This is a genomic window from Mesotoga infera (genome assembly GCA_011045915.1).
Lineage (GTDB): Bacteria > Thermotogota > Thermotogae > Petrotogales > Kosmotogaceae > Mesotoga > Mesotoga infera_D.
Genome location: DSBT01000175.1, coordinates 15560 through 39151, shown reverse-complemented (window position 1 = coordinate 39151; position 23592 = coordinate 15560). Strand labels below are relative to the sequence as shown.

Here is a 23592-nt window from a genome sequence, read left to right as displayed (position 1 = left end):
TAATATAGAATTGAAGTCGGGTGCCAACGTAGCTCAACCGGTAGAGCGGCTCATTCGTAATGAGCAGGTTGGGGGTTCAAGTCCCTTCGTTGGCTCCAGATGCGCCCTAAACGGGCGCATTATTATTGGTGGTGAAAGAATTGGATCAATTTGAGCTCGAAGTACTGAAGTTCATAGAGAAATGGCACCTAATCAGAAAAAATCAGAAGATACTGGTTGCTGTCTCGGGCGGGAAAGATTCGATGGCTCTGCTAAATATCCTGATTAATCTGAAGACAGAGCTGGGGATTGAGCTTCTCGCCGCTAATCTAGATCACGGTCTTCGAAAAGAAGGTCCTGCTGAAGAGGCAAGAATGATTGAGGATTTTTGTCGAGAGAGATCTGTGCCTTTCTACCACGAGAAACGTGATGTAAGAGATTTGATGAAGAAGAAGCAGGGCCTGTCTGTTGAGTCGGCTGCGAGAGAGGTTAGATACGGTTTCTTAAGAGAAGTTAAGTCTGCGGTTGAAGCTGACCTGATAGCCATAGGTCATAATCGTGACGATCTTGTGGAGAACATTCTACTGAGGTTAGCGAGGGGAACGGGTATGAAAGGTGTCGTCGGACTGCGTCCATTCAGTAGTGACTTGATCAGACCTTTGCTGTTCAGCGATATGCAACGTATTATAGATTATGTTACAATTAACAGGGTTACATTCATGGAGGATCAAACCAACTCTGAGGATGATTTTGAGCGCAATTACGTTCGTTTACGAATCATCCCCGAGTTGAAGAAGATGAATCCAGCCCTCAATGAAGCCATATGGCGGTTCTTTGAAAACATATACGACGGATATGAATTCATACGCGCGAAGGTTGAAATGATTCTCGACCAATTTGAACTATTAGAAGATGTATATTTCATAGAAAGTTCAAAGCTGATTGCAGTCGAAAAAGCCGTTGTTTTCGAGATGGCAAGAGAAATGGTTGTAAACTTGAGTTGCGACAGTTATCCGCCGTCAAGAGAGCGTGTCTTAGCTTTTTACGATCTTCTTGTCTCCTCCAAAGGAAGATGGACAATAGAGTTTGGGAAGGACGTGAAGGCTTCGAGAATCGGAAAGTATCTCTTCTTCCATGTGGGAGAACTGATATTTCAGGGGTTGGAGGAAAGAACCATTGATTTTTTGCCTTTTGCCTGTTCATATGAAAAATGGCAGATTACACTGGAAAGGATTACTAAGAAGCCGAGAGAGGAATTTGAGAAAATGGACGGCGCTTTTTACGGTATGTGTTCTGCCAGCAGGATCGTATTACCAATGAGGTTGAGAACTATGAAAGCGGGAGATACAATCGTTCCATTCGGAATGAAGCGAAACAAGAAAGTGATTGATGTGCTTTCAGAGAAAGGTTTGAAGGGCTTCTCAAGTAAGATTCTGGTTCTTGAAAACGCTTCTGGAGAGATCCTTTGGATTCCAGGTGTTGTCACGAGCGAGCTATGTAGAGTTGGCCCCTCCAGTCTTGATACTGTAGCTTTTTGCCTTGAAAGGAGGTAGTTCTGTGGATCAGAAGCCCAGGATTGGAATGATCTTGTTTTACGTTGTTTTGGGCATTTTTCTGCTGATTGCTCTCAGGGGCCTATATCCATCTGAGACAAGTGTTGTCGTTCCCTACACGAAGTTCCTGGATGACTTCAATAACATAATAGATATAGTTATCTATGACAACGGGAAGGTCATGTACATTACAGGAGATAATCCAAGAAGATCTCTTGAGACTTATGTTCCTTCTCAAACTCTCGTAACCCAGACGTTTCAGAATCATGTTGACCATCTGGCTGAAAGGGGAGTAAACATAACATTTGAACGAGGTAGTGATTCTCTCTTCTGGGTCAATCTGCTAGGTACAATCATTCCTTTGGCGATAATAATTTTCATCTGGTTCTTCCTTATGAGATCAATGTCAGGAAGAAACTCTCAGGCTTTCACATTTACCAAGAGCCCAGCGAAGAAATACGTAAGTACAGACAAAAAAGTTACTTTCAAAGATGTTGCGGGAGTAGAAGAAGCGCAACAAGAACTGGCTGATATTGTGAGCTATCTGAAGGATCCTACTGTTTTTTCTGATACAGGTGCGAGAATGCCAAAAGGACTGTTGCTTGTCGGTCCTCCTGGAACAGGAAAGACTCTTCTTGCAAGGGCAGTTGCAGGTGAAGCCGGTGTTCCCTTTTTCTTCATAAGTGGTTCAGATTTTGTGGAGCTTTTCGTTGGAGTTGGAGCTGCAAGAGTCAGAGATCTCTTCACCCAGGCCAAGTCCTCGGCACCTGCTATTCTATTTATTGATGAAATCGATGCCGTGGGAAGGCACAGAGGAGCTGGACTTGGCGGCGGCCACGATGAGAGGGAACAAACACTGAATCAGATCCTTGTCGAAATGGACGGTTTTGATGCAAAGACCGATGTAATTGTAATCGCTGCAACAAATAGACCCGATATTCTTGACAAAGCTTTGTTAAGGCCTGGAAGATTTGACAAGAAAATCTCTGTTGATCCGCCTGACTTGAAGGGAAGATCGGAAATTCTCAAAATTCATATGCGTGGAAAACCAATAGATCCCGAAGTAGATGTGCAGCTTCTGGGCAGGAGGACGCCAGGATTTGTCGGGGCTGATCTTGAGAACCTGATTAATGAGGCAGCAATTCTATCGGCCAGAAAGAAGAAAAAGATGATAGGAATGACAGAACTCGAAGAAGCTATCGACAGAGTTCTTGCGGGTCCGGCAAAAAGGTCCAGGATAATCAGTGAAAGAGAGAAAAAAATACTCGCCTATCATGAGCTTGGTCACGCCGTGGTCGGATTGATACTTCCTAAGGCCTTTCCAGTCCACAAGGTAACGATAATTCCTCGTGGGACTTCGACGCTAGGCTTCACGGAGAGCCTTCCTTTGGAGGACAGGTACCTGATTACGAAGTCTGAACTTTTGGATAACATGGCTCAAGCACTTGGAGGCAGGGCCGCAGAGGATCTTGTGTTTGGTGAAATAACGACGGGAGCTGCAAGTGATCTTGAAAGAGCGAGCGCCATGGCAAGAAGTATGGTTACCCAATTCGGAATGAGTGAGAGATTGGGACCAATTGCCTGGGGCAAGGAAGAAGATGAGGTCTTTCTTGGAAGAGAACTGACCAGAATGAAGAATTATTCTGAGGAGATAGCCAGTGAAATCGATTCTGAGGTAAAGACGATAGTTCTTACTTGTTATGAGAAGGCGAAGAGAGTTCTCTCCGATCACAGGAAGAAACTAGATGAAGCAGCAGATTACCTTCTCCAGAAAGAGACTATTTCCGGTAGAGAACTTGCAGAGATTCTGGAACTGAAAGCCGGCAACTATTATAAGGATGAACTTGAAGCGGTAGATATTGCACCTGGAGCAAATGCAGCAGATCCTGAGATCACAAAAAAACTGGAGTGACCGCGTAATGCTGGATTTCGTGCATTTGAAGTCTTTGACAGGCAAGAAATACACAGAAGCGGTTACATTAACCGACGTATCGTTGAGATGGTCGGAAAGATACGATTTTGAACTATTGAACCTCCTTTCGACAAGCGGCCTGATGAAGATTATTCATAATTGTGGGCACAAGATTATTGCCGATTTTGAATCTGAGTCACTTGTCTCGGTAGTATCTGAGAGTTTTATCAGGCATCATTCTCCTTTGCTTATGGATGAGGAGTTGGTAATACATATAAAGATTGAATCCGTTTCTGACAATGCCGAGGTTCGATTTTCAGGCTCGGTAGACCAACTTGGTTCCGAGGCAGGTTCTTTTGAGTTTTCACGGAAATTTATCTCTACTGATTTTCTCAGGAGAGTGTTTGGTGCGTAGACCTAGAGACAAAAGAAGCTGGGGCGAGTACGAATTAGTTTCTAACCTGCGATCTAGAGAACGGTTTATTCAGAGTGTGGAGAGTTTTGGAGACGTGAGAGTGGCAATTATTTATCCGAACTCTTATGAAGTGGGAAGCGCAAGTTTGTCAACACACGTGTTGTTGAAGAAATTTAACGAAATAGGCAGTGTGAGAGCGGAGAGATTCTTTTACAGCAGAGGTTTTTCGAAGTACTATTCTTTTGATTCTCTTACGCCCCTGGACGAATTCAGGATATGGTCTTTTTCGATACATTTCGAACTTGATTTACTAAACGTCTTTGACATTCTTAATAGGTTCTCCATTCCCCTCAAGAAAGAGGAAAGGAACAGTTTTCACCCGGTAATCCTTATTGGCGGTGCCATGACTTACTTTAGTGACATCCTGCTAGCCGAAGTTGGTGATGTCGTCTACAAAGGAGATTTGAGTGAAGAGTTCTTGGGCTGTCTTTCTTCTGTTGACCATCGAATGAGTAGAGAAGAGATTGTCGCTGCTATGACTACAAAACGAGTGGAACCGGTCTTCTCGAATTCTCTCGGAGAGAGTGTCTTTATTACCCCGGATTCTGTGTTTGGAGATCGATATTTGATTGAGATCGGAAGAGGATGCTACAGGAAATGCAGGTTCTGTGTAGCAGGGCACAGATTCGGTAGACCAAGATTTAGAGGACTGAAAGATGCTATTGACTTAATGGATTCCGTTTCTCCAATAACGAAGAGATTTGGTCTTGTGGCAGCGACGGTTACAGACTATCCGAATATTGAGGAAGTGGCCGGACACTGTATAGAAAAAGGCTATGAGCTGTCTGTTTCTTCCCTTAGGCTGGATTCTCTTTCAAGTACTCTAATGAAAGCGCTTAGGCTTTCCATGCAGAGCTCATTTACAATTGCCCCCGAAGGCGGTAGTCAGAGAATGAGGGATGCCTTTGCAAAAGGAATAAGCGACGGAGATATTCTGAAGGCGCTCGAACTTGGAAGGGAAAATGGGTTCCGGAGAGTGAAGATGTACTACATTTTTGGCGCGCTATTTGAATGCTCTGAAGACAGGCGGGGGATAGTAAGAACAGCCAAGCAAGCTTTAAGTATGGGATATTCAAATGTAACTTTGAGTCTCAATCCTCTGATTCCTAAACCGGGAACTCCATTTGAAGGATTGCCAATGGAGCCAACAGGAAATCTTAGAAAGTATGAAAGGGAGATTCGATCGGAATTGGTATTGGAGGGAATAAAGATTGATTTCGAGAGCCTTAGAGAGTCGCAACTTCAATTTGCCCTTGCCAATATCGATAAGGAAAGAAGTGAAGAATTGCTCGGATACGTAGAACGTGGAATTGATCCAACACCTATTCTGAAAAAATATGCAGAGGAAGTGAATTCGAAACGGAAGGAGTGGAATAAGCATGGCAAAGAAGAGTATTCTGGTCGTTGACGATGAACCTTCGATCGTGGAACTCCTTACTTTCAATCTAAAGAAGGAGGGCTATGATGTACTTAAGGCCTATGATGCCGAAGAAGCATTGAAGATCGCCGAAGATAACGAAACGGACATGTTTATCGTCGATATTATGCTTCCTGGAATGGATGGATTCGAACTGGTCAGGAATCTCAGAGCCACTGAAAAGTTCAGACAGACACCTGTGATTTTTTTGAGTGCCAAGAGTGAAGAATTCGACAAGGTGTTGGGGCTTGAGCTTGGCGCAGATGATTACATCACAAAGCCATTCAGTGTAAGAGAAGTGTTAGCTAGAATCAGAGCGGTGTTTAGAAGAATTCAGCAGAGCGCCCAGGCAAAAGAGGAAAGGCCAAAGAAGATACTTGCCAGAGATCTTGAGATCGATACCGAGAAGTATGAAGTAAGAGTCAGGAACAGAATGGTAAGTCTCACTCCCTTAGAATTCGAGCTTCTGAGGTTCTTAGCCGAAAATGAAGGGAAAGTATTCAGTCGTGATGTTCTTCTCGACAAACTCTGGGGATACGATTACTACGGCGACACCAGGACTGTTGATGTACATATAAGAAGATTGAGAACGAAGATCGAAGAAGACGCTTCCAATCCGAAGTACATTATTACTGTTAGGGGCAAGGGTTACAAGTTTAGAGATCCCGGAAAGGAAGACTGATTCGTTGCTTTATGCTGTCCTCGCTACTGTTGCGGTGATGGCTTTTCTCTTTTTAATTCTGTTCAAACGCGAAAAGCAGAAAAATGAGAGATTAGAAGCCGCCAAAAGGCGCTTTGCGGACCTCGTTGAAGTTCCAAGAAGCGCCGAGTTCATCTTCATATATAAGAAGGTCCAGCAGTTGGTCTCGAAAATCGAAGAGGATATGTCCTCTCTCAACGCCAGAATCGAGAATCTCGTCACGATTTTCGATAATCTGAGCGATGCCTTCTTGATAGTAGTAGAGGATGGAAAGATAGAATACGCAAACAAAGCCGCACAAGAGCTATCAAGCAAGCAAATTGTTGGAAGAAAAATAAGCGAAGGGATAGAAAACTACTACATCGGTGATTTGTTTGAAGATTCGGTTAGAACTCAGGAAAACCAGGAATCCGAGATAACTATATACTATCCCAAGAGAACAATAAGAGAGTGCAAAATAATGAGAGTGCCTCTCAAAAATTCTGTTAGATACCTCATACTCTTGAGAGATATAACTAAAGAAAAGGAAGTAGAGGCAATGAGAAGAGACTTTGTTGCCAACGTTTCTCACGAACTCAGGACACCGCTGACATCAATTCATGGGTATGCTGAAACGCTTGCTGAAGATGATCTGGAAGACAAAGAGACGGTCTACAGGTTTCTGTCAATTATCGAAAACGAATCTGCCAGAATGACGAGATTGATCAACGACTTGCTTGATCTGGAGAAGCTTGAATCTGGCGAAGCCTCTTTCAGTAAGGAGGATGTCGAACTTGGAGAAGTAGTCAAGTATGTCATGAGGATTGTTGAACCGCTCGCAAACGAGAAAGATGTCTCTGTAAATGTTGACATGGAGGAGGGAATCTTTGTAGAGGGTGATTTTGACAGGCTCGTACAACTTCTTCTAAATCTGATTGATAACGCCGTCAAGTATACTTTTGCAAAGGAACACGGGCCGAGAGAGATCTGGCTGAGAGCTTTTGCGCAGAACAACTATGCCATGATAGAAGTAGAAGATACTGGAGTTGGAATACCTGAAGATTCTTTAAAGCATATTTTCGAGCGCTTCTATAGAGTGGATAAGGCACGATCTAGAAAAATGGGCGGTACAGGCTTGGGACTGGCAATTACGCGGTTCATCATCGAGAAACATGGAGGCACGATTTCCCTTGAGAGTGAATATGGAACGGGGACAATTATAAAGGTTAAGCTACCACTTAAGAAGGTGTTTGAATGAGGACATACGACATAATCATGAAAAAGCGAAACGGTCTCCCGAACACAAAGGAAGAGCTTTGTTCTCTAATAAGGGGCTTTGTCCGTGGCGATGTGCCCGATTATCAAATGGCAGCATGGTTAATGGCAGTGTATTTCAACCACCTTAATTCAGAAGAGAGATTCCATTTGACAGAAATAATGATTGATTCCGGCGAGAAGATTCAGCTTTCTTCAATTAATGGGATGAAAGTGGATAAGCACTCTACTGGCGGTGTCGGGGACAAAGTCACACTGGTTGTTGGACCCATTGTTGCAGCTGCGGGTCTGGTCTTCGCCAAGTTATCAGGAAGAGGTCTGGGCCATACAGGGGGAACTATTGATAAACTTGAGTCAATTCCCGGGTTTGTGACCTCACTGAGTATTGAGGAGTTTGAGCAGCAGTCCGAGAAGATTGGAATTGCATTGGCCGGTCAGACTGCACAGGTCGCGGTAGCAGACAAGAAGCTATACGCCTTGAGAGACGTTACTGCGACAGTTGACGAGATTTCGCTTATTGCCTCAAGTATAATGAGCAAGAAACTCGCTGTTGATTCAGATGGAATACTCCTTGACGTCAAAATTGGAACAGGCGCCTTCATGAAGTATCTTGAGGAAGCCAGAGAACTTGCAGTTGCAATGATTGATATTGGAAAGAGGAAGGGGAGGACCACAAAGGCTGTAATAAGTGATATGAACCAGCCTTTGGGGATCGCTGTCGGCAACTCCATGGAAGTCGTCGAAGCCATAGAGACACTTAAGGGAGCCGGTCCTGATGACTTCAGTCACCTTTGCAGAGTTATTGCCGGTCAGATGCTAGTAATCGGGGGAGCTGCAAGTGGTAAGGATGCCGAAGAGGTTGTTGATCACCTAATTGTCTCTGGAAAAGCGATAAGCAAGTTCGATGAGTTTGTCAGTGCTCAAGGTGGGCCTGAAGGTTTTTCGGAGCGGTATGACACATATTTCAAAAGAGCCGCTTTTGTGAAGGAAGTCAGATCCAGTTTTAATGGGTATGTAAGGTCTGTCGATGCTGAGTCGATAGGGCTTGTCTGTATGAGGCTGGGTGCTGGAAGAGAGAAAAAGGAAGATGTCGTGGATCCTTCCGTAGGCCTGGAGGTATTGAAGAAGATTGGAGATAGAGTCCAAGAGGGCGAGCCCATCGCTATGATTCATGCTAATAATGAAAATATCATTGAGAAGGAGATCGAAGCGATTAGAAAGAGCTTTGTTCTTTCAGAACAGAAGTCCACACCTCCACCAATAGTCTACGAAGTGCTTTAAGGAGTGCATTCAATGAGGCGAATTTTCATGATTTTTTTCCTATTTCTTTCGTTTGTTTCTTCAGCAAAGAATTTGATTTATCTCGACGAGAGAGGACAGACGAGGGTATTTGCTGATGCAGTAGTTACTGAGCGGTCTATGGATTTCGTTAAGCTGGAAATAATCGGAGAGCTTATAAGGGGCGTGGTTGTTTCTCAGTCTCTTCGTCAGGAAGAGACAATAATGATTCTTCCTTCGGGGATTATCGTCTCTCTCTCTCATGAGAATCAGAGGGCTACGGTTGAATTTGGGAGCGAATTTGAAAACTCACTGATTATTAAAGACGACAAGGTTCACATCAACGCAGAATTGCTTGGGGCAATAACCGATAAGTCTTTTTTCAGCGAAAGCGAGGCGCTGATACTTTACGCTCAGCCTCTTACTATCAAGAGCATTGAGAATCGTCTGGATTCAATATCGATAACACTGGACAGAGATATACTTCCGGATTTTTTCACGATATGGTGGACTGGAAGCGGTTCGTTGGCCGTGACCCTAAGACCTGCGAAGATTGATCCTTTCCTGGTATATGATGGGATGACTGTGACCACGGGAAGGGGTTTCGTGAAGATATCCGCTGAAAAACCGTGGCCCGATGTCGAGTATGAGATAAAGGGAAGAACGCTGATTCTTAGGGGAAAGAGTGGAATTGGAAGGACTCTGCAGCAGGAAACCAGTCTTGATTTTGATCTGAACATATTCGAATCCTATGCGGGCGGTCAGAAATTCATGATGTCCTTCCTCGAAATGAACAGTGCAAAGTTCTCTTTCGAAATTGAGCTTGCAAATGACAGAGTCTCAGGACTGGAAAAGGCAACCGACACTCTCAGAAGAAGCGGTGCGCAGATAATGATTAACGGTGGTTATTTCGATCAGAATCAGAATCTCCCTATCGGTCTTCTTGTGAGAGATGGAAAGGTCCTCGGACTCCCCACTCTTGGCAGACCGGCAATTTACTTCACTGAAGATGGCAGAGTCCACGTTTCCAGGATGGATATAATCTATCTGGCAAGATTTGATGATTGCTTTGTTCAGATAACGGGGGTCAATTCTCCGTACAGAGGAGAGGCGGTTTTGTACACCGACGAATACCGTAACGGTATCCCTGAATTTGACGACTTCGTTTACCTTTCGATAAAAGACAGTAGAATAATTAGCAAGGGTTATGTTTCTGGAGTGGAGAAGGGTTCGGATGTTCTTGTTCTTTCGCCTTCATCGCTTCAGAAGATATCGGATTCGGCCTCCGTGGGTAGATCAGTTTCGCTGGAGCTACTGAATTCCTACGGTGAGAGGATAACGGGAGCCGTCGAAGGCGGACCAATGATCATACATGATGGCAGGCCCGTCACTGATTACGAGAGAAACTACTATTCAGCGTCGCTTCTTGATGTCAGAGCTCCAAGAACACTTGTTGGAGTAAAAGTGACTGGAGAAGTTGTTTTTATAGTGATCGACGGCTACCAGCAAAGCAGCTATGGCTTAACTTTCAAAGAGATGATAGAATTTTTCAAAGACAAAGGATTCTTTTCCTTGATGTGTCTGGATGGTGGGAAGTCTTCCGTGATGTCTGTGAATGGTGAAATAATCAACTCACCTTCTTCAGGAGTGCCTTCTCTGCCTGTAATTATAACTGGGTCGCGTAAATAGACTGAAATAGATTTGGAGGTGGTCAGATATGGACAAGATTCCGATCGATGCCAAAAGAGACATTACACTCATTGGGCACCACGGGTCTGGTAAAACTCAAATTGTTGATGCCATGCTTTTCAATGCAAAGTTAATCGATCGAATAGGCATCCTGGCAACTGATTCTGAAGAAGTCGAAAAGGAGAAGAAAGCAAGTTTCTCTATGGGAGTCACAAGTTTACCCCATAACGACAGCAGAATCTATGTTATCGATACCCCCGGCATGTCGGACTTCTATGCAGAGACTGCAAACGGTATCTTTGCGTCAGAGAATATTGTGGCGGTCATAAACTCAACAGCCGGGCTAGAGATACAGACAGAAAGGTTCGGGACAATCGCAAAGGAGCTTGGAAAAGGAATAATTGCCTTCTTCAACATGATGGACAAGGAAAGATCCGGCTATGAAGAGACCCTTACAGACATTGCAGACACTTTTGAAAGAACGCCAGTTCTCGTTCAGCTACCGATAGGAAAGGAAGACGGCTTTAGAGGTCTAGTAGATCTTTTGAAGATGAGGGCATTTGTTGTTGAAGACGGAGGAACATGCAGAGAAGAAGATATCCCCGCAGATCTGCAATCTTCTGCCGCAGAGGCAAGAACGAAAATGATTGAGGATATCGTCCAGAACGACGAAGAACTGATGATGAAGTATCTGGAGGGAGAAGAACTCTCAACTGAAGAACTGCTTTCAGCCTTTAGAAAGGCCTACCTGGCGAATGAAGTAATACCGGTCCTACTAGGTTCGGCCGCAAAGAACATCGGAATTCAGCAGCTCCTGGAGTTCGTGATTGAAGTAGGCAGAAAACCTTCTGAGACTTCGGTGAAACCAGCTAGACTCCTGTCTGGCGAGAGAATTGAAGTGAAGCCTGACGAAGAGGAACCTCTTGTGGCCTACATCTTCAAGTCTGTCGTTGATCCATTCGTTGGGAAGCTAACTTTTATGAAGATACTCTCCGGTACTCTGAAGCAAGGGGACTCCTTTGTTGTTGTCGATCAGGATTCCTCTGAGAAGGTTGGCCACGTGATGTTACCAGAGGGTACAAAGGAAATTGAGGTAGATGAAGCAACAGTTGGAGACATTGTCAAGCTTAGCAAACTTAAGAAAAGCGCAGCAGGAAACACTGTGGCTCACAAGGATAGACAGTTGACACTTGAGCTTCCTTTGATGCCTGAACCGATGATTTCAAAGTCGATTCAGCCGAAATCGAAGGGAGACATAGATAAGATAAGCGGAGGTCTGGCAAGACTGGCTGAATCCGACCCGACTTTTAAGTGGGAAAATGATCCCGAAACCAATGAAACAGTCATCAGCGGTCTTGGTTCTGTACATCTTGAAATAATGATAGAAAGGCTGAAGAAACTATTCTCTGTTGATGTCGAAGTTGGAAAACCAAAGATTGCATACAGAGAGACTGTCAGAAAAGTTGTAGAAGCTGAGTATAAGCACAAAAAACAGACCGGGGGACATGGTCAATATGGACACGTTCAGATAAAGATTGAGCCGAATGAGCGTGGCGGTGGTTTTGAGTTCATAGATAAAATCGTTGGTGGAGTCGTTCCAAAGAACTACATACCAGCTGTCGAGAAGGGTGTAGTTGAGGCTATGAAGAAGGGCGTGCTGGCTTCTTATCCAGTAGTCGATGCGAAAGTTACGCTTTTCTACGGTTCTTACCACGATGTAGACTCTTCGGATATGTCTTTCCAGATAGCTGCCAGGCAGGCCTTCAAGAATGGTATGGGAGAAGCCAGTCCGGTAATTCTTGAACCTTTGATGGATGTCGATGTCTTCGTTCCCGAAGAAGCGACGGGCGATATAATGGGTGAGATAACTTCTAGAAGAGGCAGACCAATGGGTATGGAACCTCAAGGGAAGGGTACTTCGAAAGTCGTTGCTCAGGTCCCGCTTGCAGAGATGCTTGATTTTGCGAACAAATTAAGCTCAATAACCAGCGGGAGAGGTTACTTCACCATGAGATTCAATGGTTATCAGGAAACGCCGCCCGATGTCCAGCAGAAAATCATTCTGGAGAGACAAAGAGAGCTCGAAGAACAGCAGAAGTAATAACGAGACAGTCAGTCAAGCGGGGGTTCTCCCCCGCTTTCTTTTGAACGGTAGCTGAGCGATAAATGTCATAGACTTGAGACTTCAGAAACCTGGAGGGTGAGATGCACGTAGGTTACATGACATATCTGTTACGACTATACGGGATCGGTTCTCTGAAGGAGAAGCGCGCGGTTATTAGACCTCTAATCAGTGATCTCAGAAAGAACTTCAACGCTTCCGTCGTCGAAACTGGGAAACATGATTCGAAGCAAGAGGCGGAATTAACGGTAAGTATTGTCACAAACGAGAGAGGTGAACTGGATTCACTCCTTCAGTCGGTTTGGCAACGCATTATATGGAATGGCATCGAGATTATCGGTGAGAATGGAGAGATCTGGTGAGAAGTGGAGGTGAAAAATGAGAAAGGGAATTACTTTTGCATTACTTGCTTTTCTTGCTGTTGTTTCTTTTGCTGAACATCTGTATATCTTCAACGGATTCTCGATTTTGACGGGAGAGCTGACATTTGAGGAAGGAGCAGCTGTCATAGAGGTGCCATTTGGGATCCAGGTCTCTCCCGAGACTCTTTCGGTGCAGGACGTACCGAAAAGCACGCTGATCAACTTCATTCCCGGTGATAGTGTTCAGTCACTTTATGAGAAGAACATCGGAAAGGAAATCAAGTACTTTTTTGACGATGGAAGAGTTGAAATGCTTGAAGTCGTTTCAGCGTTTCCTGTTTTCAGAAATTCTTACGGAGAGATTCTTGTGGATCCAAAGGGTTCTCCTGTTTTCACCGGAGAATTCAGTCCAAATGGTCAGTTTCTTCTGACCGCTCCCGGCAATTTCAATGGGAGTTCATCTTTCGCTTACCAAATGAGAAACAACAGCTGGACCGTGAAGTACTCCCTGTCACTTGAAGATTTCTCTATAACCGGTCTTATGGTCGTTTATTTGGAGTTCGACACTGAGGGTCATGTGACGCTGGTTTCTTCTAATCCAAACTACGGTTATGCGGTAAGGGATATGGCAACCAAGACTGCCAATGAATCGTACTCAGTATCGCCTTCAACTGCCGATTCGGAAACGAGGCTCTACGAGATTTCCGTCCCTTTGAAACGTGGAACCAACCATATTGCCTTCCTCTCCGAGGTGTTTGCCGGAAAGAAGAGATTCGTGTTCAGGGCCAACAGGGGGGGAAGTGGTTTCACCGGAGTCGATATAGATATATCCTTGGACGAAGTCCCGATTGATCTCCCATCTGGAAACGTAGAGATCTGGAATAATTCTGTATATCTTGGATCTGCTGGAATAGGCAACATAGCCGCAGGGGAAAGCATCACTCTGCAAAGCATCGCTAGATCGATCGAAATCACTGGTAGAAGTAGCTCAGTGACAACGAAAGTTGATTCCAGTTACAGATACTACAAGAATACGTATTTCTTGAGAAACCTTTCAGGGGAAACAGTAGATGTAAAAATCGAGGATTATCTTGGTCAAAACGCTGATCAGCTTCTCACAAATTTCGCAGACGAATTCGAGTACGTTAAGGAATCGGGGATTTGGTCTGCCGAAATCTCAGTCAAACCAGGTGAGACAGCGGAGGTAGAGATTGAATATAGAATACGATACGCTAATTGAAGTTGTCAGAGAAAGAGCAAGAAGAATGTGTTCCGAAGAGAGACTGAAACATGTTTTAGGAGTAGAAAGACTCGCAAGGAAGCTGAGCAGAATTTACGGTGTTGACTCTTCAAAGGCTGGTTTAGTTGCTGTTTCACACGATATCTTTCGAGATTATGATGAAGACGAGCTTATACGCTTGTCGATCTTCTTCGGAATAGAGACCACGGAGATCGAGAGAATTGCTCCTGTTCTTCTTCATGGTAAAATTGCAGCCTCCTATCTGAGGGAAGAACACGGTGTGGAAGAAGATGTTTTTCAGGCTTTGTACTGGCATGTAAGCGGAATCCCGGGTATGACTCTTCTTGGAAAAATACTCATGGTTTCGGATGTAGGCGAGGAAGGTAGATCCTTTCCAGAAGCCCTTCAGATTCGGAAAGCGGCTGAGCTTGATCTAGAAAAATCGTTTGCTGACGTGATAAGATTGAAGATAGCATGGGCCATTAAAACGGGCAGTCTATTGCTTCCCGAGACTGTATGGACGTGGAATGAAATCCTTGGAGGTGCCAATCATGTCTCTAATTAAGCCAAAGAGACGACGTGGTCCAAAGTTGTTGTGGCTGATTATAGTTGTTATAGTAGTCGTTGCAGCCGGCGCAGGGTACGTATATTTCACAGTCAACGGTGTGAAAAACAGTAATGAAATGAAGGCGGGAAATGTCGACTATCTTTTCTACTGGCAAGAGGGTGACGATTCTCTCTACTATTACTTGAGAACTTCTACAGGAGGCAGAACGTCCGTAGTGACTTTTCCTGTTTATGCTACTATCGAAAATTCTAAACAGGTTCTTGATCCCCAGATGGGAGCGGAAGCCGTAGGGCTAATCCATAATTGGCTTGGCATTAAAAGCGATTTCTCGTATTTTGCAAACCTCTCTCCCGATCTTATCGATACGCTTACCTCCAAACTTGGTGTTGGTGCTTCAAATCCCGTTCAGCTAGTAGATGTCATAGCACTGAGGGGCTTCAAAATACTGGATTACTGGAAGATTTCCGGCTATGCCGAGATCTTCAAGGAGTACGATGGTTCTTCTACCTTGACTCCCAGGGCAGTTGCTGTGCTTCTCGAAAGACTAGGGAACTCATCGAGGATGGCCTATCAACTGGAGACGTCGACTCAGTTCCCTATGAAGATCTCCATCGGGGTTGGAGAAGAGAGCGTAAGCCGGCTCTATCTCAGACCTGATTCTCTGGATAGCGTTAAGAGAGCACTTTCAAACTGATGAAATCTGTTCATCTCTCTTTGGTTGTCCTGGCGATCTTTCAGGTCATCCTTTTCTTTTTCCTGATCTTCCTTATGTTCAGGGAAGCATATAGTTCCATGTTGGGGAGAGATCTTGCAGGAGAGACTTTCCTGATAGTCGGTATTGATACCGGTGGAAATTCGAAAGATGCTGTTGGCGGAAGAACTGACTACATATCGATAGCTTACTTCGGATCCTCAGGAACTCTAGTGCTGAAGAACATCCCAAGAGACACGATCATTACATACGAGTCGGAAAGAAGAAAGGTCAACTCTTTACTTAACTCTTTTGGAATGGATGCGCTCATTCGAGAAGTCGAGAAGCTCACAGAGCGAAGAATTACTGGATCAGTTGCCATAGATTTCAACACAGTTACTGGAGTAACTGAGTTCTCCGGCCCCATTCGCGTGGAAGTTACCTCTCTTATGCACCACGATGATTTTCAGCAAGGACTTCACATTCACTTTGAACCTGGCATTCACTTTCTTGAGGGGGAGGATTTGCTGAAATTTCTTCGTTACAGGCAGGCGGATTCGGGAGACCTTGGTCGTATTGAAAGACAGAAACAAGTCATCGAGCAGTTCATTCAAAATCTGCTAAAGGCGGGACCCTCGAAAATAATCGATATGATAGACTTTGTGATTGAAAAAACTGAAATCAGTATAGATAAGAAGTCTCTAACAGATTTGGCAGCTGGATTTTTCACTGGGCAAAGAACTGTAAATTTCACACAAATAGACTACTATATTGATGATGATGGTCGAATAATCCCTTCTGGACCGGGCGAGGATGAACCAAAACCTGTCAAAGCAGGGGGCGCATTCCCAAAGGTCCTCGTGGTGAACAACATTCCAGACTTCAACGCAAGATTCGGCGATTTTGCCGAGATGATAAAAGGTCAGTGGTCTTCACTGGCTGGAGTGAAGGTCGAAGCAACTGGTCTCGTTCCCGATATACCAGGAATTGAGAAGCGTGACACTTATCTCTTTATTAACTCGAGAGCTTCTGAGATCAGAGAGCTTTTCTCGAAGGCTCATGCTTATCACAGACCTGTTGTCATGGTTACTTCCAGCTTCGGAGGGCTTGAGTATTACTACTCGCTAATAGATTCACTGTCGAAGAACAGATTCTATCAATCTAATTATGATGCATATGTTTTGCTTGGCGTAGGAGGAAAGTAATAAGATGAGGAGTATCTTCAGGGATTTTACATACGATTTCTTCGGTATTCTAAATTATCCAAAAGAGAAATGGAACGATTTCTGGGTGCTTTATAGAGAGAAACATCCAAGAGTTCTCGAGGAATACATGTTCAAGAACAACCTTGACGAGACGTTACTTGCTCAAGCATTGGATGGCCTCGAAAGGAGAGAAATAGACAGGCTTTCTCGCTACTGGGAAGTCAACGGTCCAATCGAAAAGACGAAAGTACTCAAGGAACTGGGAAGGATGTCCGCACAACTTCACCTGGAAAGGGAAGACTTCGTAATCCACATACTGGGCGCTCTTGGAAGAGAGCAACATCTAATCGTTCCGACTTCAAAGGGAAATGTAGTAATGATAGATCTTCTTTATTGTTGGAAAGAGAATACAGTAAATGACTTCCTGAGTGTAACCATGGATGCTCTTGATGACTTCGTCGAGTATTCAAGCATGAATGTTCGCCATTACATGAACGGTTCAGAAAAAGCTGAAAGGCTCGAGAAGATATTTGAGTGTATTGATAAGAAGATACAGGGACATTCTCTGGAAGAAAAGTTGACGATTGTCTCGAGGCTGCTTGATAAATATGTCGATTATTATAACTGGACTGGTTTCTATCTCGTTGATAAAGACGCCCTGGTTCTAGGTCCTTATGTTGGCGAACCCACCGAACACGTCAAGATCGACTTCGGAAGTGGTATATGTGGACAGGCGGCAGAGACTAAGCGGATTTTCCTTGTGCCTGACGTCTCCAAGGAATCCAACTATCTGTCTTGCAGCGCAAGAACTAAATCAGAAATAGTTCTTCCCCTTTTGGCTGGAGAGACGGTAATAGGTGAACTGGATATTGACAGTCATTTGCAAAATAGTTTCGATGATCTTGATCGGGGATTTCTCGAAAAAACTTGTAGACTCCTCATCGAGGGCTGAAAGCGGCTAATATTGGGCAATATAGTTTTGTAACTTTATTAAACTATAAATGACATTTTATCTTTGGCATTCCTTCATAGTATCGATGCTACAATAACTTGATTATTTTATAGGAGGGATGCCGTAGTGCACATTACCCCTGAGGTAAGAAAGGCCGCAAGAGAAGTGAAGACACCATTCTTGATAATGGATATGGATTACGTCAGAAACAATTATTTCGACATTGTAAGCCATGTTAGGAATGTTCAGGTGTTTTATGCGGTTAAAGCGAACTCACACCCCAGGATTATCGAGACTCTTCGGGACCTCGGCAGTAATTTTGACGTAGCTTCTCGCGGTGAGATTGAGAAACTTCTCTCGCTTGGGATTGGTCCAGACAGAATGAGTTTTGGAAACACAATCAAAAAAGTGGAAGATATTGCATACGCCTATTCCGTTGGAATAGACTATTATGCAGTCGACTCGGAAATGGAAGTTGAGAAGATAGCCGCTCACGCTCCTGGAAGCAAAGTGTACGGAAGAATTGCCACAAGCGGTGGCGATTGTGACTGGCCTCTCTCCAGAAAGTTTGGAACAGATGTAAATCATGTCATCTCTATAATGGAATATGCTGATCAGCTTGGGCTTGATGCATATGGGGTAAGTTTCCATGTTGGTTCTCAGAACTACAACGTAAATAGCTGGGACGACGCGATTAGTGATGCCGCGGAGGTCTTCAAGACTCTGCGGTCCAGAGGTATCAACCTCAGGATGCTGAACCTTGGCGGAGGAATGCCGGTTAAGCACGTCAGAGAAATCAAGTCCGTCAAGGCATATGGCGACATTATTAACAAAGCGCTTGACAGATACATGTCTTCTATCCCCGATCTTGAGCTTTTCATAGAACCAGGAAGATCAATGGTTGGTAATTCAGCGATTCTCGTAAGCCAGGTGATCCTCAGAAGCAAGAAGGGTAACGAAAACTGGGTCTACATTGATGCAGGCGTCTTTCACGGCCTCACTGAGACAATAGAAGGGTTCAGGTACGAGGTCCTGACCGAAGGAAAGGTTGATGACACAAAGATTTCTTTTCATCTTGCGGGACCCACGTGTGATTCTGTCGACACCGTTTACCACGAAATTGACTTGCCGAAGAATTTAGGCTACGGAGATATCGTGTATTTTATCAATGCGGGTGCTTATACGACTGAATACGCAACCAAATTCAACGGGATTGATGCTCCGAGAGTGCTCTTTGTAGAAGACTTCATAGATGCAAAAATGCCGATTGACGGTGAGTTCATAGAATAGTCAGAGCCCCGGAAGGGGCTCTAATTTTATCATAAGAATTTTCTAAGCCTCTCAAATTCCTCCTGCGAAATCAGATCTCGTCTAAATAGTTCCCACAGTACTTTCGAGGCTATCTCTTGATCTTTTAAACTGCTCAGTTCACTTCTAAGCTGAGCTACTCGTACCGTTCTTTCCTCCGACCTATCATCCTTTAGCGAGTTCAGTACAGGAATGTACTTCACCAGAATATCTCTAGAGGTTTCTTCAGGACTTTTTTCCTTCACCTTTGTATAGACTTTCCTGGAGCGAGCGAACCTGGCATAAGCAGGTTTTGCAAACCACCCAATGACTGCTCCAACAACAAGACCTCCGATATGAGCTGCGTTGCTTATTCCAGGGATACTCAATCCGAGGAACAAGTTGATCAGTATAATGGGCAAAAGGGAATATCCCGTTATCGACTTCAATGCAACCGGGGTGTCCTTCTTGAGCCCCAGAGTGAAGAGAATACCAACGAGGCCGAAAATCGCACTGCTCGAACCGATTGTGAAAGCATTCGAAAAGGCAGCCGCGCTCAAACTTCCGCCTATTCCTGTGGCAAAGTAGAAGAAAAGATACCACTTCATACCGTAGACGCCTTCAACCACATGACCTAGCTGGAAAAGAGCCCACATGTTGAAGAGAATATGCATAAGGTTCCCATGGAGAAAGAGGGCCGTAAGCGGCGTATATATCAAGCCATTTGAAAGGGCATACCTGCTGACTCCACCGTATATCGTTATAAGGTCACGATAACTAACCCCCTGAGGACTTCTAAACAGCCCCATAATCACTACCAGGAGATATACAACCACATTTATGACTATCAAAGTTATCGTTGCGCTTCTAAATCGGATCAATTTTCCTCCTCCTGCTAAACTAAAAGTCTGATGAGCTTATTGAACTCATTTTCCGTCAGTAACTGCCTGGAAAGCAGATTGCTGAGTAGAGACCTTGCCTGATCGGATTTTAGGCTTCCGAGATCTCTGAATAGAGAAGCAATAACCTCTTTTCTTTCTTCGCTTTCATCGATTGAGGCAAGGATCTCAGAGTACTTCTCAATAATCTCTTCGCCAACTGACTTTGGCGCATTGTTTTTCTCAATCTGCTGAGCTTCCGATGCCTTTTCTCTGAAGGAAACCTCAAGCTCGTCCAGCTTCTTCTCAATTTGATTGTGGAATCTCTGCACGGCAGCAAGCCTGTATCTCATGAACCAGCTGAAAAGACCGTAGGTGACAAGAGTAAAAATGACCATTAGAGCAATAGACAGAGGCTTGAGAATCAGCACAGGTATATTCCTGTGTTTGCTCTCAAGTGACTGCACTTTCATCTCATCGTTGTACAACATCGCTATCAGCTTTCCGTAAAGAAAAAGAGATGCGATTCCAGTTATGAAGAACAACCAGCTGGAAAGAATATAACCGGTACCCAGCAACTCAATTAGCTCGTCCACGTTCGGAGAATTAAGGCCAACATCCACATGCTCCACAATTGCCTTGATGATGTACAATCCAGTGAAATTCATTGTCAAATAAGTGATTGAGTACAATACTACCCAGACCCTGGAATTTCCTTTTATGTTGAGCTCAGCGAGACTTTCTGGCTTGACAAGACCCTTCTTCTTCATACTTGCTAGATGACGATCTCGATTCCAGGCTAGAATATACCATATATATAGACTTATTGTCATTCCAATAACCGACATAGTCATTGAGACTACTGCGCTTGAGAAGAAAATCGAGGCGTAAGTAAGGAAGCCGCCCAGGAAAAATATATATGGTGGAAGTCTTATCAATTTCCTTCCTCCATCTCTTTCGCAGGATCTACTGTGATCGTTTCCGGGCTTCTATATAGAACCATTCCTGGCTTTGCTCCTTTTGGTTTCTTGACGTTCTGAACTTCAGTATAGACAACATCTACCTTTCCTGACTGCCTGCCTCTCGAATACTTTGCAGCCAGCAGAGAGCCAAAGTAAATGGCATCGGTATTAATCTCCATACCTGCTCTTTTAAGTATAACATGCGCTCCTGGAATACCTCTGGCGTGAAACCAAATATCATTCTTGGAGGCGTTTCTCGTAATTTCATCATTTTCAACGTTATTTCTTCCAACGAGATATTTGAAACCATCTCTTTCAAAGATCCTCGGACCGGATCTCTTAAGTTTCTTCCTCCCGTTTCTGGCATACTTCGGCTTTCGGACTATGCCGGCCGCTTCAAGTTCGTATGAGAATTCAAGAATTTCACCGATCGATTCGGCTTGAAGAAGCATTTCTTTGAGCTGCTCCAAGTATTCACTTTCTTCTCGAAGGACTCTCAGTCTTTTCTTGACATGAAGCTCCTTTCTATGAGATTTGCTAAAGTACTTGAAGAAGAGCTGCGCATTTTCTGAGGGCGTAAGTCTTTTGTCGAGAGAAATCGTTGTTAACCCGCCGGTCTCCCAGTCTTCAAGCTCAACTTTTTCCTGTCTCTCTTTCAGCCTGTATAAGTTTGCAACAAGAAGCTCTCCGTACCTTCTGTACGCTTCGTAGTTTTCGAGTTCGGCCAACTCCTTCTCCAATTTTTCAACCAATTTGAATAGCCGTTTAGAGGATTTATCGATTTTCCTTATAATGGAAGTCTTTCGCCTGTCAATCTCAGTTTCAATGCCTGCAGATTCGAGGGCGAGCTTTATTGCCTCGGATGCTCTCACCCTCTCGCTATGATTCTTGTGATCGAGCGGGATTGGGGAGATCTCAGTACCACCTTCCCCCTCGAGAATGAAAAGACCGTCATCGCTGCTCTTGCTGGAAAGATTTCTTAGGAACTCAGCCGCTTCCGCAAGCCGTTCCTCTTCAATCATGGCTGGAGGGATATCTTCGAGTTGAAGATAGCCGACGATATTCTCGGCCGTCGCTCTTGAAAAACCTGTAAAGGACTTTCTGATAGCGGACGAAAGGATATCGGTCGATTCAAGCAGATAGGACTGGATCTCTTCTCTAGAAAGCCCCCTCAGAGATTTGCATGGGGTGTCGGGAGAGTAATACTTCAAGCCCCTCGCGATGGTTCTCTTTGAGGTCACCATCTCTCTGAAAGCCTGTGCTATCATGCCTTGTTCATCCAGTACAACAATGTTCGAGCCCGGTCCGATGAACTCTATCAGCAGCGAGTAATGTTTTTTCTCTCCAAAGGCGTCTCTTCCTTCGAAATCAAGCCTGAGTATCCTGTCCATTCCCTTCTGCTCTACGTCGATTAGAAAGAATCCGTTGAGATGTCTTCTCATGAAGAGGCTGAACGGCGTTTCCAGAGACGGGGAGTTCTGCTGTCTCTCTCCTTTAGCGATGTATGGAGAAGACGGGTTAATCGAGACCTCGATGCCGGTTTTCGACAACTTGAAAAAGAACTCCGTCCTCCCTATTTGATATAGCTGTCTCAGCTGCATTCCTTTGCTATCTGAGATCTCTGCAGTGACTCTCTGAAGAGTCAGCCCGTCGAATACCATATTCTATTCAGCTCCTCTGAACTAATGAACCTGTACTTTCCAATTCTGCCTTGAAAAAGTGAGAAGATGGTTGATCCTGATCCTGTCATCATTGTAACGACTGCATTAGGCTTCTCCAACGAGGATTTCGAATAATGCTCTTTGATCTCCGCAAAGCGACCGAAGATGGGATTCTGAAATGAATTTAGAGAAAGATTCTTTATCCCAAGGCTATCACGAGCTTTCAGGGCTTTATAGTATTGTTCGGCCCCGTTCTCATCAATTCCAGGAAAGAAATCCCGTTTATCTATTAGTTTGTATGCCAGTACTGTCAAGACCTCAACCTCCGGAAAGCTCAAATCAACGGAATATCCCGTTACATCGCCAGGATAACTAAGAATCTCGCCTCTTCCCGAAGCTATCGCTGTTCCACCTCTAAGAAAGAAAGGGACATCGCTACCGACCATCGATGCCATTTCAATCAGTCTTTCAGATTCGATCTCGAATATCTTAGCAAAGAATCTCAGCAAAGAAGCGGCATCTGAACTACCTCCACCCAAACCTCCACCTGATGGAATCCTCTTCTTCAATTCCATTCCAATCTTAATCTTTCTCCCAATCTGCCTTTCAACCTCGGCAAGCGCTTTGTGAAGAGTGTTCTCTTGATTCCAGCTAATGTCGGAATTGCACTTGAAGTAAGTCTCACTAACTCCTGGAGTAAGGATCAGCTCGTCAAATAAGTCTATTGTCTGGAAGACGGAGCTTATGTTATGAAATCCGTCACTTCTCCTCTTATCTACAGCAAGATACAGGTTTATCTTTGCAGGACATTTCAACGAGACAGAAGATATTCCAAAACGATTTGAGACCATGTTTCCATCTTCTCCCTATACTTGGAAAGCATTGCAAGGTGGACCATCTCACCGGTGAACTTTTCCACTTCGTTAAATCCATTGAAATCCACCTCTGCCAAGTATACAATACCCATGTGGACCCTGCTTACAGCCGTGTGCAGGTCGTTCAAGATTCCCAAGTATTCAATTGAGTGAATTTCCACCGAGACTTCTTCTCGGATCTCCCGTTCGAAGCCATTCTCAAATGCTTCCCAGGGATATGCTCCATCTTCTGGATTGATGTGGCCCCCGACACCTATCGAATACATGTCGTGAAGACGCGCTTCTCCTTGTTTCTTAGTTCTCTTCATGAGGAGGTGTTCATTTCCATTCTTGAAGACCGCATAAGGTATTATTTGCCTCATTGATTCATCGCGCTCTGCATCGGAACGCGGTACGAATCTTCCGAATCTCCTGACGCGTTCTCTAATTTCATCCAAAGGAAGAGCCAGCAACCCGGAACGGGCTGCCAGCTCTCCTAGACAATCAACATCGACTACGAGAACTCTCTCTTCCAAGCCTTTCTCCTTCTTTG

Annotated in this window: 21 protein-coding genes and 1 tRNA gene; 17 read left to right on the top strand and 5 right to left on the bottom strand. The window is 44.4% G+C overall.

Annotated features, from left to right (window positions below; translation table 11 throughout):
- The first annotated feature begins 22 nt into the window (after window positions 1-22).
- From ENN47_06305 to ENN47_06225, 17 genes are all read left to right on the top strand, one after another.
- Window positions 23-98 (top strand) — tRNA-Thr (locus tag ENN47_06305).
- A gap of 42 nt (window positions 99-140) precedes the next feature.
- Window positions 141-1532, top strand: a complete 1392-nt coding sequence (gene tilS, locus ENN47_06300; protein HDP77783.1) for a tRNA lysidine(34) synthetase TilS — start codon at window positions 141-143, stop codon at window positions 1530-1532.
- A gap of 4 nt (window positions 1533-1536) precedes the next feature.
- Window positions 1537-3444 carry an ATP-dependent metallopeptidase FtsH/Yme1/Tma family protein gene (locus ENN47_06295; GenBank protein HDP77782.1) on the top strand — a complete coding sequence of 636 codons (1908 nt, stop codon included), beginning with the start codon at window positions 1537-1539 and terminating at the stop codon, window positions 3442-3444.
- A gap of 7 nt (window positions 3445-3451) precedes the next feature.
- Window positions 3452-3859, top strand: coding sequence for a hypothetical protein (locus ENN47_06290; GenBank protein HDP77781.1), 408 nt, complete (start codon window positions 3452-3454; stop codon window positions 3857-3859).
- Complete coding sequence (locus ENN47_06285) at window positions 3852-5327, top strand: radical SAM protein (GenBank protein HDP77780.1); 1476 nt, start codon at window positions 3852-3854, stop codon at window positions 5325-5327. Before ENN47_06290 ends, ENN47_06285 begins: the two co-directional genes overlap by 8 nt.
- On the top strand, window positions 5299-6018 hold the full coding sequence (locus tag ENN47_06280) for a response regulator transcription factor (protein HDP77779.1): 720 nt from the start codon (window positions 5299-5301) through the stop codon (window positions 6016-6018). The genes ENN47_06285 and ENN47_06280 overlap by 29 nt, the downstream gene beginning before the upstream one ends.
- Window positions 6019-6022: 4 nt before the next feature.
- Complete coding sequence (locus ENN47_06275; protein ID HDP77778.1) at window positions 6023-7273, top strand: PAS domain-containing protein; 1251 nt, start codon at window positions 6023-6025, stop codon at window positions 7271-7273.
- Window positions 7270-8571: a thymidine phosphorylase gene (locus tag ENN47_06270; GenBank protein ID HDP77777.1), complete on the top strand. Its 1302-nt coding sequence runs from the start codon at window positions 7270-7272 to the stop codon at window positions 8569-8571. The genes ENN47_06275 and ENN47_06270 overlap by 4 nt, the downstream gene beginning before the upstream one ends.
- 12 nt (window positions 8572-8583) lie before the next feature.
- Entirely contained in the window at window positions 8584-10257 is a 1674-nt protein-coding gene (locus ENN47_06265; GenBank protein HDP77776.1) for a phosphodiester glycosidase family protein, read from the top strand.
- A 28-nt stretch (window positions 10258-10285) separates the two neighbouring features.
- Complete coding sequence (locus tag ENN47_06260) at window positions 10286-12358, top strand: elongation factor G (GenBank protein HDP77775.1); 2073 nt, start codon at window positions 10286-10288, stop codon at window positions 12356-12358.
- A 104-nt stretch (window positions 12359-12462) separates the two neighbouring features.
- The gene (locus ENN47_06255; GenBank protein HDP77774.1) at window positions 12463-12741 is read left to right on the top strand and encodes a DUF503 domain-containing protein; all 279 of its coding nucleotides are present in this window, start codon (window positions 12463-12465) and stop codon (window positions 12739-12741) included.
- 16 nt (window positions 12742-12757) lie between these two features.
- The gene (locus ENN47_06250; GenBank protein ID HDP77773.1) at window positions 12758-13981 is read left to right on the top strand and encodes a hypothetical protein; all 1224 of its coding nucleotides are present in this window, start codon (window positions 12758-12760) and stop codon (window positions 13979-13981) included.
- Window positions 13953-14546, top strand: coding sequence for an HD domain-containing protein (locus ENN47_06245; GenBank protein HDP77772.1), 594 nt, complete (start codon window positions 13953-13955; stop codon window positions 14544-14546). The genes ENN47_06250 and ENN47_06245 overlap by 29 nt, the downstream gene beginning before the upstream one ends.
- The gene (locus ENN47_06240; protein HDP77771.1) at window positions 14509-15243 is read left to right on the top strand and encodes a hypothetical protein; all 735 of its coding nucleotides are present in this window, start codon (window positions 14509-14511) and stop codon (window positions 15241-15243) included. The genes ENN47_06245 and ENN47_06240 overlap by 38 nt, the downstream gene beginning before the upstream one ends.
- On the top strand, window positions 15243-16445 hold the full coding sequence (locus ENN47_06235; protein ID HDP77770.1) for a LytR family transcriptional regulator: 1203 nt from the start codon (window positions 15243-15245) through the stop codon (window positions 16443-16445). The genes ENN47_06240 and ENN47_06235 overlap by 1 nt, the downstream gene beginning before the upstream one ends.
- Window positions 16446-16449: 4 nt before the next feature.
- Window positions 16450-17397, top strand: a complete 948-nt coding sequence (locus ENN47_06230) for a GAF domain-containing protein (protein ID HDP77769.1) — start codon at window positions 16450-16452, stop codon at window positions 17395-17397.
- 126 nt (window positions 17398-17523) lie between these two features.
- Complete coding sequence (locus ENN47_06225; protein ID HDP77768.1) at window positions 17524-18687, top strand: type III PLP-dependent enzyme; 1164 nt, start codon at window positions 17524-17526, stop codon at window positions 18685-18687.
- Between the two features lie 29 nt (window positions 18688-18716).
- On the opposite strand, the gene ENN47_06220 is transcribed toward ENN47_06225, so the two are convergent.
- From ENN47_06220 to ENN47_06200, 5 genes are read right to left on the bottom strand one after another with little or no spacing between them, the layout of a single operon-like run.
- Window positions 18717-19565, bottom strand: coding sequence for a rhomboid family intramembrane serine protease (locus tag ENN47_06220; GenBank protein ID HDP77767.1), 849 nt, complete (start codon window positions 19563-19565; stop codon window positions 18717-18719).
- Between the two features lie 14 nt (window positions 19566-19579).
- A complete protein-coding gene (locus ENN47_06215; protein ID HDP77766.1) occupies window positions 19580-20500 on the bottom strand; it encodes a hypothetical protein in 921 nt (306 codons plus the stop codon).
- Window positions 20497-22185 (bottom strand): fibronectin-binding domain-containing protein, encoded by a 1689-nt coding sequence (locus ENN47_06210; GenBank protein ID HDP77765.1) that lies wholly within the window; start codon window positions 22183-22185, stop codon window positions 20497-20499. Before ENN47_06210 ends, ENN47_06215 begins: the two co-directional genes overlap by 4 nt.
- Window positions 22167-23036 carry a 4-(cytidine 5'-diphospho)-2-C-methyl-D-erythritol kinase gene (gene ispE, locus ENN47_06205; GenBank protein ID HDP77764.1) on the bottom strand — a complete coding sequence of 290 codons (870 nt, stop codon included), beginning with the start codon at window positions 23034-23036 and terminating at the stop codon, window positions 22167-22169. Before ispE ends, ENN47_06210 begins: the two co-directional genes overlap by 19 nt.
- Window positions 22997-23575, bottom strand: a complete 579-nt coding sequence (locus tag ENN47_06200; protein ID HDP77763.1) for a DNA mismatch repair protein MutT — start codon at window positions 23573-23575, stop codon at window positions 22997-22999. Before ENN47_06200 ends, ispE begins: the two co-directional genes overlap by 40 nt.
- Between the last annotated feature and the right edge of the window lie 17 nt (window positions 23576-23592).